Origin of the sequence: Haliscomenobacter sp., assembly GCF_040403615.1 — a bacterium.
Classification (GTDB): Bacteria; Bacteroidota; Bacteroidia; order Chitinophagales; family Saprospiraceae; genus Haliscomenobacter.
The window spans coordinates 72,950-88,776 of sequence record NZ_JBBAKG010000014.1; the positions used below are offsets into that span (position 1 = coordinate 72,950).

Annotated in this window: 14 protein-coding genes; 7 read left to right on the forward strand and 7 right to left on the reverse strand. The window is 45.9% G+C overall.

Annotated features, from left to right (window positions below):
* Window positions 1–25: 25 nt before the first annotated feature.
* Window positions 26–1,105 (reverse strand): alkane 1-monooxygenase, encoded by a 1,080-nt coding sequence (locus tag ABW391_RS06860; RefSeq protein WP_353481097.1) that lies wholly within the window; start codon window positions 1,103–1,105, stop codon window positions 26–28.
* A gap of 148 nt (window positions 1,106–1,253) precedes the next feature.
* Here ABW391_RS06860 and ABW391_RS06865 point away from each other — a divergent pair, with 148 nt between their 5' ends.
* Window positions 1,254–2,354, forward strand: a complete 1,101-nt coding sequence (locus ABW391_RS06865; protein WP_353481098.1) for a 2Fe-2S iron-sulfur cluster-binding protein — start codon at window positions 1,254–1,256, stop codon at window positions 2,352–2,354.
* A 55-nt stretch (window positions 2,355–2,409) separates the two neighbouring features.
* Window positions 2,410–4,818, forward strand: a complete 2,409-nt coding sequence (locus tag ABW391_RS06870; RefSeq protein ID WP_353481099.1) for an OmpA family protein — start codon at window positions 2,410–2,412, stop codon at window positions 4,816–4,818.
* Between the two features lie 163 nt (window positions 4,819–4,981).
* On the opposite strand, the gene ABW391_RS06875 is transcribed toward ABW391_RS06870, so the two are convergent.
* Window positions 4,982–5,476 (reverse strand): hypothetical protein, encoded by a 495-nt coding sequence (locus ABW391_RS06875; RefSeq protein WP_353481100.1) that lies wholly within the window; start codon window positions 5,474–5,476, stop codon window positions 4,982–4,984.
* Between the two features lie 125 nt (window positions 5,477–5,601).
* The gene (gene gatA, locus ABW391_RS06880) at window positions 5,602–7,038 is read right to left on the reverse strand and encodes an Asp-tRNA(Asn)/Glu-tRNA(Gln) amidotransferase subunit GatA (RefSeq protein WP_353481113.1); all 1,437 of its coding nucleotides are present in this window, start codon (window positions 7,036–7,038) and stop codon (window positions 5,602–5,604) included.
* 405 nt (window positions 7,039–7,443) lie between these two features.
* Here gatA and greA point away from each other — a divergent pair, with 405 nt between their 5' ends.
* Both greA and ABW391_RS06890 read left to right on the forward strand, forming a co-directional pair.
* On the forward strand, window positions 7,444–7,914 hold the full coding sequence (greA, locus tag ABW391_RS06885) for a transcription elongation factor GreA (RefSeq protein ID WP_353481101.1): 471 nt from the start codon (window positions 7,444–7,446) through the stop codon (window positions 7,912–7,914).
* Between the two features lie 75 nt (window positions 7,915–7,989).
* Window positions 7,990–8,388 carry an HIT family protein gene (locus tag ABW391_RS06890; protein ID WP_353481102.1) on the forward strand — a complete coding sequence of 133 codons (399 nt, stop codon included), beginning with the start codon at window positions 7,990–7,992 and terminating at the stop codon, window positions 8,386–8,388.
* A gap of 35 nt (window positions 8,389–8,423) precedes the next feature.
* On the opposite strand, the gene ABW391_RS06895 is transcribed toward ABW391_RS06890, so the two are convergent.
* The 4 genes from ABW391_RS06895 to ABW391_RS06910 all read right to left on the reverse strand — a co-directional run bounded on the left by ABW391_RS06895 (window position 8,424) and on the right by ABW391_RS06910 (window position 12,542).
* Window positions 8,424–10,028, reverse strand: a complete 1,605-nt coding sequence (locus ABW391_RS06895; RefSeq protein WP_353481103.1) for a PSP1 domain-containing protein — start codon at window positions 10,026–10,028, stop codon at window positions 8,424–8,426.
* Entirely contained in the window at window positions 10,016–11,128 is a 1,113-nt protein-coding gene (locus ABW391_RS06900; protein ID WP_353481104.1) for a DNA polymerase III subunit, read from the reverse strand. The genes ABW391_RS06895 and ABW391_RS06900 overlap by 13 nt, the downstream gene beginning before the upstream one ends.
* A 54-nt stretch (window positions 11,129–11,182) precedes the next feature.
* The gene (locus ABW391_RS06905) at window positions 11,183–11,659 is read right to left on the reverse strand and encodes a glutathione peroxidase (protein ID WP_353481105.1); all 477 of its coding nucleotides are present in this window, start codon (window positions 11,657–11,659) and stop codon (window positions 11,183–11,185) included.
* A 142-nt stretch (window positions 11,660–11,801) separates the two neighbouring features.
* Window positions 11,802–12,542, reverse strand: coding sequence for a PrsW family intramembrane metalloprotease (locus ABW391_RS06910; protein WP_353481106.1), 741 nt, complete (start codon window positions 12,540–12,542; stop codon window positions 11,802–11,804).
* A gap of 191 nt (window positions 12,543–12,733) precedes the next feature.
* Here ABW391_RS06910 and ABW391_RS06915 point away from each other — a divergent pair, with 191 nt between their 5' ends.
* The 3 genes from ABW391_RS06915 to ABW391_RS06925 all read left to right on the forward strand — a co-directional run bounded on the left by ABW391_RS06915 (window position 12,734) and on the right by ABW391_RS06925 (window position 15,722).
* Complete coding sequence (locus tag ABW391_RS06915) at window positions 12,734–13,987, forward strand: PP2C family protein-serine/threonine phosphatase (RefSeq protein WP_353481107.1); 1,254 nt, start codon at window positions 12,734–12,736, stop codon at window positions 13,985–13,987.
* A 256-nt stretch (window positions 13,988–14,243) separates the two neighbouring features.
* Complete coding sequence (locus tag ABW391_RS06920; RefSeq protein WP_353481108.1) at window positions 14,244–15,053, forward strand: NINE protein; 810 nt, start codon at window positions 14,244–14,246, stop codon at window positions 15,051–15,053.
* 9 nt (window positions 15,054–15,062) lie between these two features.
* The gene (locus tag ABW391_RS06925; RefSeq protein WP_353481109.1) at window positions 15,063–15,722 is read left to right on the forward strand and encodes a CBS domain-containing protein; all 660 of its coding nucleotides are present in this window, start codon (window positions 15,063–15,065) and stop codon (window positions 15,720–15,722) included.
* Window positions 15,723–15,827 lie beyond the last annotated feature (105 nt).

Below are 15,827 nucleotides of genomic sequence, written 5' to 3' on the forward strand. Positions count from 1 at the left end.
CGAAGCTCGGCACAATGTTTGCTGATTAAATGACACTTGGTGAATTCACCATCAGGTGTCGATTTTGTTCCTGTTTTACACGTGGGTTCATCAAGGCAAACCACAAGGGAGGAAACAAGGAAATAATGATGGAGGTTGGATAACCAAACGGCAATTGTGGACTTTCGTCAAAGTGGCGTAAAATCTGGTACTTCCGACTCGTTTTGAAGTGGTGATCCGAGTGTCGGGTCAGTTCGTACAAGAAAATACGACCCAGTTCATGATCCGAATTCCAGGAGTGCCAGGGTTGAACGGGTTCGGGGCGGCCATTGGGCAGCATGGATCGGCGCAGCCCATAATGTTCGATGTAGTTGACGCATTCAAGCAGTAGGAATCCAAAAACGGCAACAGCGATGGCATAAGGCACCATCCACCAGGCATAAAAAAGTCCCACGCTCAGCAGATACCCCAACTGGAACACCTGAAAACGCAGCATTTCGTTGTTCCAACTGAGCCAATGGGCCGAATTGGCTTTTTGCAACCGGTCTGCTTCCAGTTTCCAGGCATTGCGCCAGGATCCGGTTACCGAGCGCAACCAAAATGCATACAGGTTTTCGCCCAAGCGCGCCGATGCCGGATCGGCATCGGTACTCACGTGTTTGTGGTGACCACGATTGTGTTCTATGAAAAAATGCATGTACAAGGCCGACAAGAGCAGGATTTTGGCCATCATAATTTCGGATGCTTTGCTGCGGTGTCCTAGTTCGTGCGCCACATTGATGCCGATGGTACCCACAATCAAGCCCACACTGCAGGTCATGCCCACCAATTCATAGGTTTGGGCAGTGCCTGCAAATACTTGCTGAAAATAAACGTGCAAAATGAATAACAGCAGCGGAACATTGAGGTACAACAAAAGGTCGAAAAACCAGGTATTGACTTGCCTGCTTTCTTCTTCAGGAGAGAAGTTGCGGGTAGATTGCGGACTGACAATCTCCAGCAAGGGAATCATCACGAAGCCCACATAGATGCCTGCAAACGACCAATGACCTTGCTCATACAAGCCCCACAGCGCAGCTAAAGGAGCCAAATAGGCGATCAGGTACTTTAAATTGTTCCATTTCATGGTAAAAAGCGTTTGAGTTTGGGATTCAGCGGTATTGTTCCACGCGAACTCCAAAACATTTAATTATTTTTGCCTCCTCAAAACCGAAATCACGAATCTATGTTAGAGTTGGGGGATTTAAATACCTCAATTTTACAAGTATCCAGATATGAGCAAAAAATTCTTTACGCTAAAGGTTAAAGAAATCCGCCCGGAAACCGCGGATGCAGTTACAGTTTTGTTTAGCATTCCCGAAGATATAAAATCTGAGTTTGTTTACAAAGCTGGACAATACCTTACCCTCAATTTTTTGATCAACGGCAAGGAAGCGCGCCGGGCCTACTCTATGTGTAGCAGTCCACTTGAGCCCGATATTGCGGTAACGGTCAAAAGAGTAAAAAAAGGCTTGGTGTCCAATTACATCGGCGACAAACTTCGCCCAGGCGATGAAGTGGAGGTAATGCAACCCGATGGCCGCTTTACGCCAGTATTGGATCCTGACCAGCGCAAAACCTATTATCTCTTTGGGGCAGGAAGTGGCATTACGCCTTTGATGTCGATATTGCAAACCATTTTGGAAGAAGAGCCCCAAAGTTCGGTGCACCTGCTGTATGGCAACCGCAGTGAAGACACCATCCTGTTTAAAGCGCAACTGGATCAATTGTTGATCCGTTACGACGGTCAATTGACCGTAACGCATACCCTGAGTCAACCCAAACGCGACAAACCCAAGGGATTGTCTGGAATTTTTGCCAAAGGCACCATTGCGTGGGAGGGATTGGTTGGCCGGATTGATAACGCTTCTATCAATCGGTTTTTGATGGAACATCCCAACAATACCAAAGAAGCAGAATACTTCATTTGTGGCCCAGGCGCAATGATCGATGCGGTTGAACAAGCCGTAAATGCCAGGGGAATTGACAAAAAACACATTCACGTTGAGCATTTTACGGCTAATATTGACCCCAATGCCCCGCACGTAAGCGGTGTGAGTGGAGCCCAGGTGATCGCCATCCTCAATCGCCAAACCCATACCGTAACCGTAGCCCCCAACAAAACCATTTTGGATGCTTTGTTGGATCAAAAACTGAATCCACCCTATTCCTGTACCTCTGGCGCTTGCTCAAGCTGTATGGCTAAAGTGCTCAAAGGCTCGGTAAAGATGGACGCCTGTTATGCCTTGGATGACGAGGAGGTGAAAAATGGTTTTATCCTGACCTGTCAGTCGCACCCAACCTCAGCCGAAGTAGAAATTACGTATGATGTTTAGTAATTAAATATCCTCGTTTTACTCAAACAAGTGCTCAAAGGCAAAACAATTATTTATGCCCTTTCACGCCTATTACCTGTCGGTATTCTTGTGCCTATGGCTCAGTCAAACTGGACTATATGCTCAAGACTCCCGACGGATAGGCATAGATTATGAGCATACTTATCCACATTATGGACCAGTTCTTAGCCCGAACGGCAGCTTTCTTTTGTATTCAGAAGAAAAGAATGAGGCAAACCTGGGCCGGGAAAATTTAGCCGATATCTGGATTTGTCACCACTTGGGCGACAATAAATGGAGCCGACCTGTCAATGCGGGAATTCCACTCAATTCCGACCTGACAGATCAATGCCTGGCGGTAAACCTGGACGAAAATGAACTTTTTTTGCTGACAGAAGATGTGCAGGGAAAAAAATCAATCGCCCAGTCCAAGCTCAACAATCGTACCTGGAGCATACCCCAGGTGATGCAGATTGAACCTTGGGATTCTCTGTACGAAATTCGGCATGGATTTGTAAGCAATGATGGACAAACCCTTTTGTTGTGTCTTTTTCATCCAGATAGCTCCCGGCAACAATCCAATATTTATGTGGCTCAGCGGGAGAGCGATTTGTCCTGGAAAAATTTGCAATCCCTGGGGCCTGTAGTCAATACCAATGGGCAAGAGCGGAGTGCATTTTTGGCGGCAGATGGACAAACCCTTTATTTCTCCTCCAACGGACACAAAGGATATGGCGGGCTGGATCTTTTTGTAAGCAGGCGAACCACCAACTCCTGGACAGATTGGAGTCCTCCTGTTAATCTTGGTGCCCCTTTCAATTCCAGCAACGACGATTGGGGTTTTACAACGTCTGTTTTGGGCGAAAAAGCCTGGTGGAGCACCTCAGAAAAGAATTTGAAATACATCCGTACTGCCAATATTCCGGATGGGTTGCGGCCTCAGCATGTCATCCTGGTCAAGGGGCTGGTTTATCAACCGTTTTCCAAAACGATTGCGCCAAATGTCAACGTCACGTTGAATTATTTCGACCTGCTAAGAGGGAAGAAAATGACTCGGCAGGGTATTACCAATCAGCAAGGGAAATACCAGTTGCTGTTGCCACGCAATTCCGAAATGACCGTTAGCGGATTAACAGATGTATACTTTTCACCATCCTATAATCTGTTGGGCAAAGGCCCTGCCGTAACCGAACGGGAAGACAATGAGGCAGAATTGATGAAAGTCATTAAAATCAAATCTCCTGCTTACCAACAGGTTGAATCGGAAATTGAAACGCTGCAACTGGCGATCAATGCAAAAGCCAACGAAATCCGAGCACTGGATAAGGAATGTATCAAATACATAGATGCAATCCTGCATTTGCAGGACGATACTATCCCTGGGGATTTATCCACCAAGTCATCCGAAATGGGCATGAAAAAGCTCAAGGAGGAATACGAGGCTGCTCAAAAACAGCAAGCATTGCTGTTTTTTCATGACGAGCCCAAACGCGACGCCAATGTGGAGTTATCCATAGGGGGTCTTCCCAATGCAACCCCCAGAGCCATTCCAATCGATTTTGATGATTTTGCGCGGATCATTGAAATCCAGCAGCGTTGGGAGATTCTACCGGCTACGACTCAATCCTTGATTCGGCAAATGTTGTTGGAAGAAATAAAAAAGAAAGACAAGGAAATTACATCGGTAGATCGAATCCTCTGGCGATCAGAGAAAGACAGTATTCTGAACAAGCCAAACTTGTTGTTGCTGCCAGAAACAGCTTTATCCAGATGGAAAGGTGTTTTTGCGCCTTGCTTTGAATGGCAGGAAATCTTTTGCCGAGACATGGCCAATATGTTTTTACAAAAAAACCAGGCAGAACTTACATCAAAAATCAAAAATGATGTTCGCAACTATTTGCGGGCATTTCTCAATTACCGCCTTTCTCTGGCTCAGTCGGCTAACCTCAAAAGTCTTGTCCGGGAAAGGGTTGAGGCTCAATTGCAATTTGAACGGGAACATTTAGGTGAATTCACCGATTACCGAACCAAAGAAGAACCTGCCCCTGCGATTGACACTTTAACGGTAATCGCTAAAAATGAACTGGAACAAGACATCCAGCTTTTTGATCCTGTGATTGAAAAAACCATCGTGTTGGATGACATCGTCTTTTTGGCCAATCAAGCAGAATTGGACTCCTCTTCTTATATTGAGATAAATCGACTTGCCGCATTCCTAAAGGCCAATCCCAACCTGATCGTTGAAATTGTGGCGCATACCAACAACCATTGTACCTATAATTTTGCCGCAGATTTAACGGCGCGACGGGCAGAAAAAATTGCCGATTTGTTGATCACTTCTCCGCTCGAGGCCGAGCGCATCCGGCACCGAGGAATGGGTAAAGAACAAGCAATTGCGAGCAATGCCACCCTGAAAGGAAGATTGGTCAATCAACGGATTGAAATTACATTTTCGATCGAGTAGGGTCGCCCCTACGTGGGCGACCCTATCTGGCCATGTCAGGGCGACCCTATCTGGCCATGTCAGGGTGACCCTACTGGCCATGTCAGGGTGACCCTATCTGGCCATGTCAGGGTGACCCTACTGGCCATGTCAGGGCGACCACATAGGGTCGCCCTTACAGGTATTATCCGTTTTTCTTCGCTTCTTTGGCGGCCTTTTCTTTCGCCTTCATTTCGGCCTCTTTGGCTTTTGCTGCTTCTCGTTTTAGGTCTTCTTTTTCTCTGGCTGCATCTTCTTTGGCATCCAAAGCATCTTTTTTAGCCTTTTCCTTAGCCTTAGTTGCATCTTTTTTGGCTTTATCCTTAGCCTTAGTTGCTTCTTTTTTGGCTTTCTCTTTGTCCTTGGCGGCGTCAGCTTTGGCTTTAGCCGCATCTTTAGCGGCATCTGCTTTGGCTTTAGCGGCAGCATCTTTCTCTTTTTGCGCAGCTTTGGCCGCGTCCTCTTTCTCCTCTGCAGCTAGCTTTGCAGCTTCTTCTTTTTCTTTCAGCGCGTCTTTTTTGGCTTCAGCCGCTTCTTTGGCCGCCTCTTTTTTCTCTTTTTCGCTCATACCACTCTGGGCATTGGCTTGGAATTGGAATGCAGCAAAACAAAGCATTAAGAGCAATAAAATCTTTTTCATCACTTGATAGTTTACGGTTAAAAGGATGCAAATTCGCGAGTGAAATATAGAAATTATTCGCAAATAAGCGATTGAGATTTATTAGTAGTGGGGCAAAAATATTTTGGCGAAAAACGAACAACGGCCTATTTCGGGTAAGTCTGAACGATTTGTTTGCTAAATGCAAGCAATTCAGCCTCCTTTAGTTTACCTGCCATCAATTGAAGTCCTACTGGTAAGCCAGACTCATGCGTTCCTACCGGAAAGGCGATCCCTGGGATGCCCACCATATTGGCCTGCACCGTAAAAATATCTGCCAGGTACATGGCCACTGGATCTTCCAGTGACTCCCCCAGGTTCCAGGCAGGAGTAGGAGCGGCGGGCATCAGCAGAAAATCATATGCTGCAAAAATGGCTTCGGTTTGTTCGGCAATGAGGCGGCGCACTTTCTGGGCTTTGGTATAATAGGCATCGTAATAGCCAGAGCTGAGTACAAATGCCCCCAGCATGATGCGGCGTTTTACTTCGGTACCAAAACCTTCCGAGCGCGATTTTTTGTAGGTTTCTTCCAAACTTTTGGTATTTGGGCTGCGGTAACCAAACCGAATCCCATCGTAACGCGAAAGATTGGACGAAGCTTCCGCTGTAGTCAGTACATAATAAGCAGGAATGATGTAATCGAGGTAATCAAATTGAACGGGCTCTACGGTATGCCCCTGGGCCTTGAGCCACTCAATCATGCGCAAGCAATGTGCCTGGATGCCGGGATCAATACTGGGATGGTTGACAGCGGTATCAAAATAGGCCACTTTTACCGGGCCTTTAAAATCCAGCAGTTGGCTATATGCAGGCACGTCACCTTGGGTAGTTGTGCCGTCAAAATCATCTTTGCCCGCTATGATCTCAAGGGTTAGCGCGATGTCTTCTACGCTGTTGGCCAAAATTCCGATCTGATCGAAAGAAGAGCCATAAGCCAGTAAGCCATGTCGTGAAATCCGGCCATAGGTAGGTTTCATGCCAATTACGCCACACAAGGCAGCAGGTTGGCGCACTGAACCTCCGGTGTCCGAACCCAATGCCAGAAGGCAGGTGTCGGCCTGTACCGAAACCGCTGAACCACCCGAAGAACCGCCAGGAACTTTGGTAGGGTCGGCGGCATTCCGCACCGGGCCATAGTAAGACGTTTCATTGGTAGAGCCCATTGCAAACTCATCACAGTTTGTACGGCCAATGATTATCGCGTCTTCAGCCAGCAAACGCTCCACCGCAGTTGCCGAGAAAAGAGACTGAAAACCCTCCAAAATTTTGGAACCACCCGTAACCGTATGCCCTTGGTAACAAATTACGTCTTTAATGGACACCACTGCTCCAAACAAACGCCCGACCTGCTCGGGGTTTTCGCGGTATTTTTGCTCCAGCTCCGCTGCTTTCGCCAGTGCTTCTTCGGCGAACACTTCTACGTAGATATTCAGTGCCTGGTTTTCATAGATCTTTTCGAGGTAGTAGTCTACGACTTCTACCAAAGTGATCTCACCATGCTGGATGGCCTGTTGAAGCTGGGAAAGCGTTGAAAAGCGCGGTATCATTGAGTCAAAAGTTGGTTTAGGGAGGCAAAAGTACCCGTTTTTTGGGGATTATGGTAAGAATCTCGGCGTTTCAACAGCCTTCATCGCTTTTCATTTGCACATTACCACATTTTTGCTATATATTTGCCGAAAGGAAACAAGAACGTTTTCATCCGACCGGATGGAAGCGTTCTTGTTTTTTCTAATGCAAGAACCTGCCAAAGTTAGGTGCTATGCAATTCCCCAGCGGTTTAACAGCAAGCGACTGTAGCAACTCAAAAAGACACAGTTACAGTTTAAAACCCACCTAAATATTGTAGTCCAAGTTGCAATTTTTCCATTTCAACAAGGATGAAAATTTAAATTCGGTCGGCAGGTAGCCCGGCTGGGGAAGGAGATTAATCATTGGAAAATTTATGCATTATGGTAATCAACTATTTAACTCGGGAAGGATTTGAAAGATTGACGGGAGAACTGGATGACATGAAAACCCGTGGCCGTAATGAGGCAGCTCGTGCCATTGCAGAAGCCCGTGAAAAAGGAGACCTTTCTGAAAACGCCGAATACGATGCGGCCAAAGAAGCACAAGGCTTGTTGGAACTGCGCATCAACGATTTGGAGAAACAACTGGCGAATGCCCGCATTTTGGATGCAAGTGACGTGGATACATCAAAGGTTACGGTTTTGTCGAAGGTAACCATCATGAATACAAAAAACAAAGCCAAAATCACTTACCAATTGGTATCTGAAGCAGAAGCAGACCTCAAAACCAAAAAAGTATCGGTTAGCTCTCCCATGGGGAAGGGTCTGTTGGGTAAAATCATCGGAGAAACTGCAACAGTAATAACCCCCAATGGTGAAATGCAGTTTGAAATCGTTGATATCACCATTTAATTTGCTGTAGTGCTGATTTGACAATGCACCTCATCAAATCAGTACTACAACAAATCATCAAATCAGCACCTCAACATGGCATCCATCTTTACCCGCATTGTCAATGGCGAAATTCCTTGCCACAAAATAGCAGAAACAGCTGATTACTTTGCCTTTTTGGACATTCGTCCAATGGCCAAAGGGCATACCTTGGTTATTCCCAAAAAGGAAGTAGATTATATTTTTGACCTGGAAGACGAAGAACTGACGGGCTTGCATTTGTTTGCCAAAAAAGTAGCCAAAGCATTAGAATCCGTTGTGCCCTGCAAACGCATCGGGATGGCGGTTATTGGCATCGAGGTGCCACATGTACACATCCACCTTATCCCACTCAATAGCTTGCAAGACATCACTTTTACCAAAGCTCCGGTAGAAGTTAGTCCCGCAGAAATGGCAGAAATTGCTGCCGAAGTAGCCAAAGTGCTAATGGGTTGATGTGCTGATGTGAATTATCACACCAGCACATCCAATTATCTCCTCCGCTTGTTGCGGTTGTTTTTCCGTCTACGGTTGTCGCCTCCACCTTGAGTTGGATTGTCACTTGTACCCGTTGCATCGTTGTTTACAACTGGTGGACCATCTGGATTATCGGGCTTTGGGCGATTTTGTGGCTCTCTAGGTGGCTGTGGTGGACGAGGATTAGGGTTCGGACGCCCTGGGTTGTTTCCTCCACTATTGTTTCCACCACCATTGTTTCCTCCACCACGATTGTTTGGATCATTTGGCCTTGGCGCTTGAGGGTTGTTCCCTTTGGGCGCTTGAGGATTGGGATTGTCGTTGCTCCGAGGTTGCTGTTGGTTGCCACGTTGTCCGTCTGGACGGCGATTTTCAGGTCTGCCTTGTCCTTGTCCAGGGTTTGGCCCACCGGGAGGTTTGGGACGGGGATCATTCCGATTTTCATTGCGGGGTTCATTCCGGTTTTGTCCATCGCCTTCTCCGCCACGATCCTGTGGTCTTTTCTTTTTCTTCTTCTTGCGGCGTTTTTTGTCGTCGGGTAATTCAATATCTCCCGTAACATCCACAAATCCATCCTCTTCGGGTACAAAATTAGTGGTAGCTGCAACATCAAACTCGTCCGGTTTTTCACCGCGTCCGTTCATTTCCTGAATTTCCTTGACTTTGCTCAAATCAAGCGGATAAACCGTGCCGCGACCCCGTTCGTGATCGTAGACATAGAAAAGCAGTTTTTTGAAAATATCCGTTTTGATCAGGGTAGCTGTACCTTTTTTGGTTGTTAAACGATCAGCTCCACTCGGAAAATCAGCCAAGGCATCCAAGTAAGTGTCCAATTCATAGTTCAAACAACATTTCAGTCGACCGCATTGACCCGACAATTTCACCTGATTGATGGCCAGGTTTTGGTAGCGGGCTGCAGCTGTAGACACCGATTTGAAGTCGGTGAGCCAGGTAGAGCAGCACAATTCACGGCCACAAGATCCGATGCCGCCGATGATGGCCGATTCCTGCCGCGCTCCGATCTGCCGCATTTCAATTTTTACCCGAAATTCTTTGGCGTAATGCCGAATCAACTCCCGGAAATCCACCCGCCCATCGGCGGTATAATAGAAGGTGGCTTTGCGCTTATCGCCCTGGTACTCTACGTCGCCAACTTTCATATCCAAACCCAGGGTACGGGCAATGGCGCGTGCTCTGACCATGGTGGGCTGTTCCGCTTCGCGGGCTTCTTCAAGTCGTTCGAGGTCGCGCTCGTTGGCCCGGCGCAATACAAAATTAGTGATTGAGCGCTCGTCAACCCGGCGGCGTTTCATTTGCAGGCGCACCAGTTCTCCAGAGAGACTCACTTTGCCAACGTCGTATCCATTGCCTGTTTCGGCCACTACCGTATCTCCCGTAACGACGCGTACCTGATCGGCCACGCGATAAAACTGTTTGCGAACCCCGTTTTTAAAACTCAGTTCAACGATATTAAGCGGATCGATATCGATAATATCCAGACTGGACAACCAGTCATAAGTATTGAGGCGGTTGCAACCACCTGTTGCGCATCCCCCGTTACTGTTGCAACCTTTGGTTCCGCTGCTGGTTCCACAACTTGTACAACCTAAACATCCCATCGTTTCATCGTTTTATGCAGTTGGATGGAAGCGTCCAAAAATAGAATTTTCGGGTTGGCATTCCTTTCCACGTATTGATAACAATCGTTGAACAAACGTACTATTTGTTCAACTTGGTTTATATTCAACACTTTCGCCAGGTTTTGGGCACTGCTCAATTCCTCGGGTTGCAGGCGGGCGTTGGTACTTCCGGTAGCCAGCATGATGAGAAACTCGCGCATAAAATGCAGCCCATACAGCAAAAAGTGTTTTTGATTTTCACGTCCCAAAGTAGCAAAACTCTCGCTCCACTTGACCAAATCTGGGCCGTAACCCTTATAGCATTTGCGCAACCAGTCCAAAAGTAGTCCCGCATCATTGCCCAGTTTATTGGCGGCGATGGTCAGTGCCTCATTGAAATTGCCGTTGGCCAAATGGGCAATACTCCAGGCCTTGTCTGGAGTACTTAGCTCGCGTTGCAAGAGTCCATCCACTACATCCTGATCGGTAAGCGCAGGAATTTTGACCAATTGACAACGCGAGAGGATCGTATTGAGGATCAATTCGGCATTTTCAGCAATCAAAATGAAGTGGGTATGTGGAGGGGGTTCTTCAATCAATTTGAGCAGGCGATTGCCTTCATTGCCCAAGTATTCGGGCAACCACATGATCAGCGTTTTTATGGGCGCTTCATAGGTCTTGAGGCTAAGCTTGCGAATGATGTTTTGGCACTCATCCTTGTTGATGTTGCCTTGCTTGTTTTCGGCACCAATGAATTGCAGCCACTGGTTGCTGTCCATGTATGGATTGTCGTGCAGGGCCTGTCGCCACAGGGGCATAAATTTATCACTGGTGATGCCTGCTCCAACTACCGGAAAAGAAAAATGGACGTCGGGATGAATCAATTTGGAGGTTTTGATGCAAGCGGCACAAGCTCCGCAAGAATCGTCATCCGTTCGATTGGTACAGAGCAAATATTGGCTGAGTGCCAAAGTCAAAGTGCGCTTTCCAATGCCGTTGGAGCCCAGCAACAATAGGGCATGAGGCAAATGGTTTGAACCAACCATGTGCTTCAATGTTCTTATTGTATCTGTTTGTCCTACGATATCCTGAAAACGCATACTGTCTTTTGGGTTAATGTTTTCAGATTTCCGAAAACTACCGCAAAGGAAGGATCATTCACTGATCTGGCTCAGAAGAGAATCTTCGAGCGGATTGAGTGAGGAAGGAAAAATACCGATGAGTTGGCCTGTTTCGTTGAGCAAGTATTTTTGAAAATTCCACTTTACTTCCGAATCCATAACTCCATTTTCGCTTTTATGGGTCAACCAATGGTACAAAGGATGCATTTCGGCTCCTTTGATATGGATTTTTTCAGTCATAGGGAAACTTACCCCATAGCGCATTTTACAAAAATGTGCAATTTCTGCACTGGAGCCGGGCTCTTGCCCTCCGAAATCGTTGGAGGGCAGCCCTATGACGATCAATTTATCTTTATAAGTTTCGTAGAGCTCCTGCAATTGCGCATATTGTGGGGTGTAGCCACATTCTGAGGCTACATTAACCACGAGTATTTTCTTGCCTTTGAAATCAGCGAAATCGATTTTATTCCCCGCGATGCCTTCAACTTTGAAGCGATGAATTGAATCCACAGCTTAAAATTTAATCTTTGGCATGAAACACCAAAGAATGAATACTTTTCACTTAACGGTAAAAGTAAAAAAAAATGTTAAACCGAGAAGGATAACGCCGTATTTTTTGCAGGTCTATGCACTCACAGGTCTGTCAGGATTCCTATTTCGGGGTAGATTCTATCTCTTCCGACTCATCTACGGGCGTTTTAGGTAGTTTTTTGTCCCAGAGTATAGCCGATTCGGCCTGCTCTTCCTTGAACATCCGCACCGCGAAAAAAATACTCACCAATAAGGTGACAATGGCCAGGAGCATCAACCAGTCGTAGAATTCCTGAATGATGAAAAAATCATAAAGCCCATGTACCAACACGGCAATGCTCAATCCCATCAACAGAAAGCGAATGCGGGTTTTATGGTCGGTTTTGAATTTGGATTTACCTACAAAATACCCCATCATCGTGGCAAACACGGCGTGGGCAGGTACTGCAGTTAAGCCCCGGAGGGCCGTGGTGGAAATGCCAAATTCCAGGGCGTAAAGGATATTTTCGAGGGTTGCAAAACCCATGCTGATCATCACCGCATAAATGATTCCGTCTAGCGGCTCATTAAAGAATGGGCGCAAATAGGGAAACAACACCAAGGCCAAAAACTTAAAAAGCTCTTCGGTAAACGAAACCACCAGAAAGGAAGTAAAGCACAGCCAGAAAATATTTCCAGGATCATCGATGCCCCAGACATAAAATACTTCCTGAACCCTCATGACAGGAAACGTGATCACCATGCCCAAGATGAAACAGAGGGTGAGTGGAAGCCACTTCTCTCGTTCGTAGCGATCAGAACGGTAAATAACCCAGGCAATAAGTATAGTGGGAAAGATCGCCAATGCGAGCTGTATAACCATTATCAAGGGCGCTTTGGTGGTTAGCAAAAAAGAGACTTACAACTTAATTTGGATATGGCTGGATCTGTAAAGAAGCGATTCAACAAACTTAGCTACAATAATAACGCCATTTTACAAAAAACGTTTATTTTTCCTTTATCCACGTTATCTTCACCGGGCATTCTTGGATCTTATTTTACTTAATCCTTTTTATGGCTGAGTTTTCTGAAATTCGCAATCGGCTATCCAACGTTGAAAACTTGGAGAAAGAACTGCATTTGAAACAATTGCAGATCAATCGCCTATTGAGCATCACTCAGGCCATCAACAACAATGTGTCTGGCGTTGAGCTGTATGACATGTACCGCTCCTTTTTGAGTTGGGAAATGGGCATCAAGAAAATGGCCCTTTTTGTACATGAAGAGGACATCTGGCATTGCGCAGCCTCTTTGGGAATTCCAGATAACCTGCTCAGTGAAGACATCACAGGTTATCTTCCCCAGTATACCCGCCTGCGCAACCTGGAAGAGACCGAATCCGCACTCATGCGGCAATTTGATGTCGTGATTCCAGTACGGCACAAAGACAACGCGATTGCTTACGTCTTCATCGGTGGTTTTGCCGAAGACGATGACATGTACAACAAGGTTCAGATCATTACCACGATTACCAATATCATTGCGGTAGCGATGGAAAATAAGCGCTTGTTCAAACGCCAGTTGGAGCAAGAGCGCCTAAAACGGGAAATGGAATTGGCAGGGGATGTACAAAAACTGCTTATTCCTCAAAAGCTGCCTTCCTGTGACAATTACGAATTTGCCAGCATTTACAAACCGCATTTTGGAGTAGGTGGTGATTATTTTGACTTTATTGAATTTCCCGACGGCAAAATTGTTTTTTGTGTAGGCGATTTTACTGGAAAAGGCTTATCTGCGGCGCTTTTGATGGCCAATTTTCAAGCCAATTTCCACACCCTGATCAATAAGCAGGCCGATTTGGATGAATTCATCCGGGATTTGAATCAATCGGTTAACCTGATTACCCAAGGAGATCGATTCATTACTTTTTTTATTGCGGAGTACAATACCCATACCCGCAATATTCGCTACGTCAATGCAGGACACAACCCTCCCATATTGGTGTCCAAAGATCGCCTTTTGCCCCTCAATAAAGGTTGTATCATGCTGGGATCGTACGCCACCATTCCCGAAATTGAAATCGGAGAATGCCACATCAATGAAGAGGAGGCCATTATTTTGGCCTATACAGATGGATTGACCGACATTCGCAATAGTGCAGGCGATTTTGTAGACGAAGATTTATTGTATCGCTTTGTACAGGATAACTTTTTACTCGGGGCTGAAGAATTCAATGAACGCTTGTTGGGTATTCTGGACGCCTTTCGCGGAGAAGAAAACTATCCCGACGATTTTACTGTTCTAACCTGCAAGATTCACAACCGATAGAAACGCAGAAAAATTAACTTCACGATTTTGGGTTAATGATCTGGTCTCGTCTTATTAAAAATTGGACTAGATTGTTGGGTTGTTGATCGACTTAATTTTGATCGATGATAAATTAAGTCGGAAATTGCCTTTGAACACGGTTTTTGTTATTTTACATCGCAAAATAAGTCCGGACAAAGCATCCATTCTCAAGCCACAATCGTTTTATCAGTATTTCTGGTTTGTATCTTAGGAGCCTACGGCATAATTCATCATCATGAAAGACAAAACAACTGCAGGTCTTTTAGCAATATTTTTGGGCGGATTAGGCGTCCATCGTTTCTATTTGGGACAAACGGGAATGGGATTTATGCATCTTGCCTTTTTTTGGCTGCCAGTGCCTATTTCATGGGTGGTTGGCTTTATTCATGGCATTATGATCTTGACCATGGATGACGATAAGTTCAACCTCCAATACAACCCTGAACATTTCCGGGTAATCAAAAAAGGAAACCGCAGGCAAGATAAAGAGGTCAGAAGAGATGAGCGCCGCAACCCACAGAATGGTCAACGCCGCAGCAATGAGCCAGCACACCAAACCGTTGACTACGAAAAACAGCAAACGCTCAAAAAAAGCGGGATAGACAAGTACAAGGATTATGATTACCAAGGAGCAATTGAAGAGTTCAAAAAAGCACTTGCCCTGGATCCCAACGACATTTCTATCCATTTTAACCTTGCTTGCACCTATTCCCTCAACGAAGAAGCGGATAAAGCCTTGGAGCACCTGGATCGGGCAGTTTCACTGGGCTTTACTGATTTTAAGCGCATCAAGGAGCACGATGCCCTCGCTTATTTGCGCATCCAGGATGCCTTTGATGAATTTGAGCAAAATGGTTTTAGACTAAAGCAAGCGACACCTCAAAGACAAGCCACCACCACTGTCCAAACGCAGGGAGGACAGGAGTCGGCAGTGGAAGACCATTCCCAAATTTTGGAACAACTTCAAAAATTGAATGAACTGCGCCTCAAAGGTTTGTTGACCGAAGAAGAGTTTGTAACGCAGAAAAGAAAACTGACGGACTAATTTATAGCGATGATTGCAGAAACGTTGATTTCGACGGCCATTATTCCACTACAGACTTCGGATACCGGCGATGTAGCGTTAGAAATGATGAGCGAGTTTTATGTGCGGCACCTTCCGATCGTCAACAACCGCGAATTGCTGGGGGTTTTGTCGGAAGACGATGTGCTCAATTTTGACATCAACGAACCGATTGGCTCATACAGCCTTTCGCTGCAGCGACCTTATGTGCACCACAATGACCACATTTACGAGATTATGCGCCTGATCGCGGATCAGGATCTGTCTATCGTGCCTGTAGTAGATGCCGACAACAATTACCTGGGCGTTGTAACCTTGGAAGATCTCTTGCGTTACTTTGCCCGCACGGTTTCTTTTTCTGATACGGGGAGCATCATCGTGCTGGAATTGAGTCGCCGCGATTACTCCATGACCGAGATTGCCCGCATCGTGGAATCAGAAGGCGCTACCTTGCTGAGTTCTTTCATTACCTCGTATCCAGATTCTGAGCGCATCGACGTTACGCTCAAAGTCAATTTGCAGCACATCCACAATATCCTGGCTACATTTGAGCGCTTCAAGTACGAAATCAAAGCTTCTTTCAACGAAGCAGAATATCTGGACAGCCTGAAAGAGCGCTATCAGGGCTTGATGAGTTACTTGAATGTTTGATAGATTAGGTTTTTTATTGAGTGAGTTGTTTGTTTTTAGGAAAAATGAAGATATATTGTTCCTAAATAAACTTTAGTCAATATGAAATCAATCAAACTAATTACT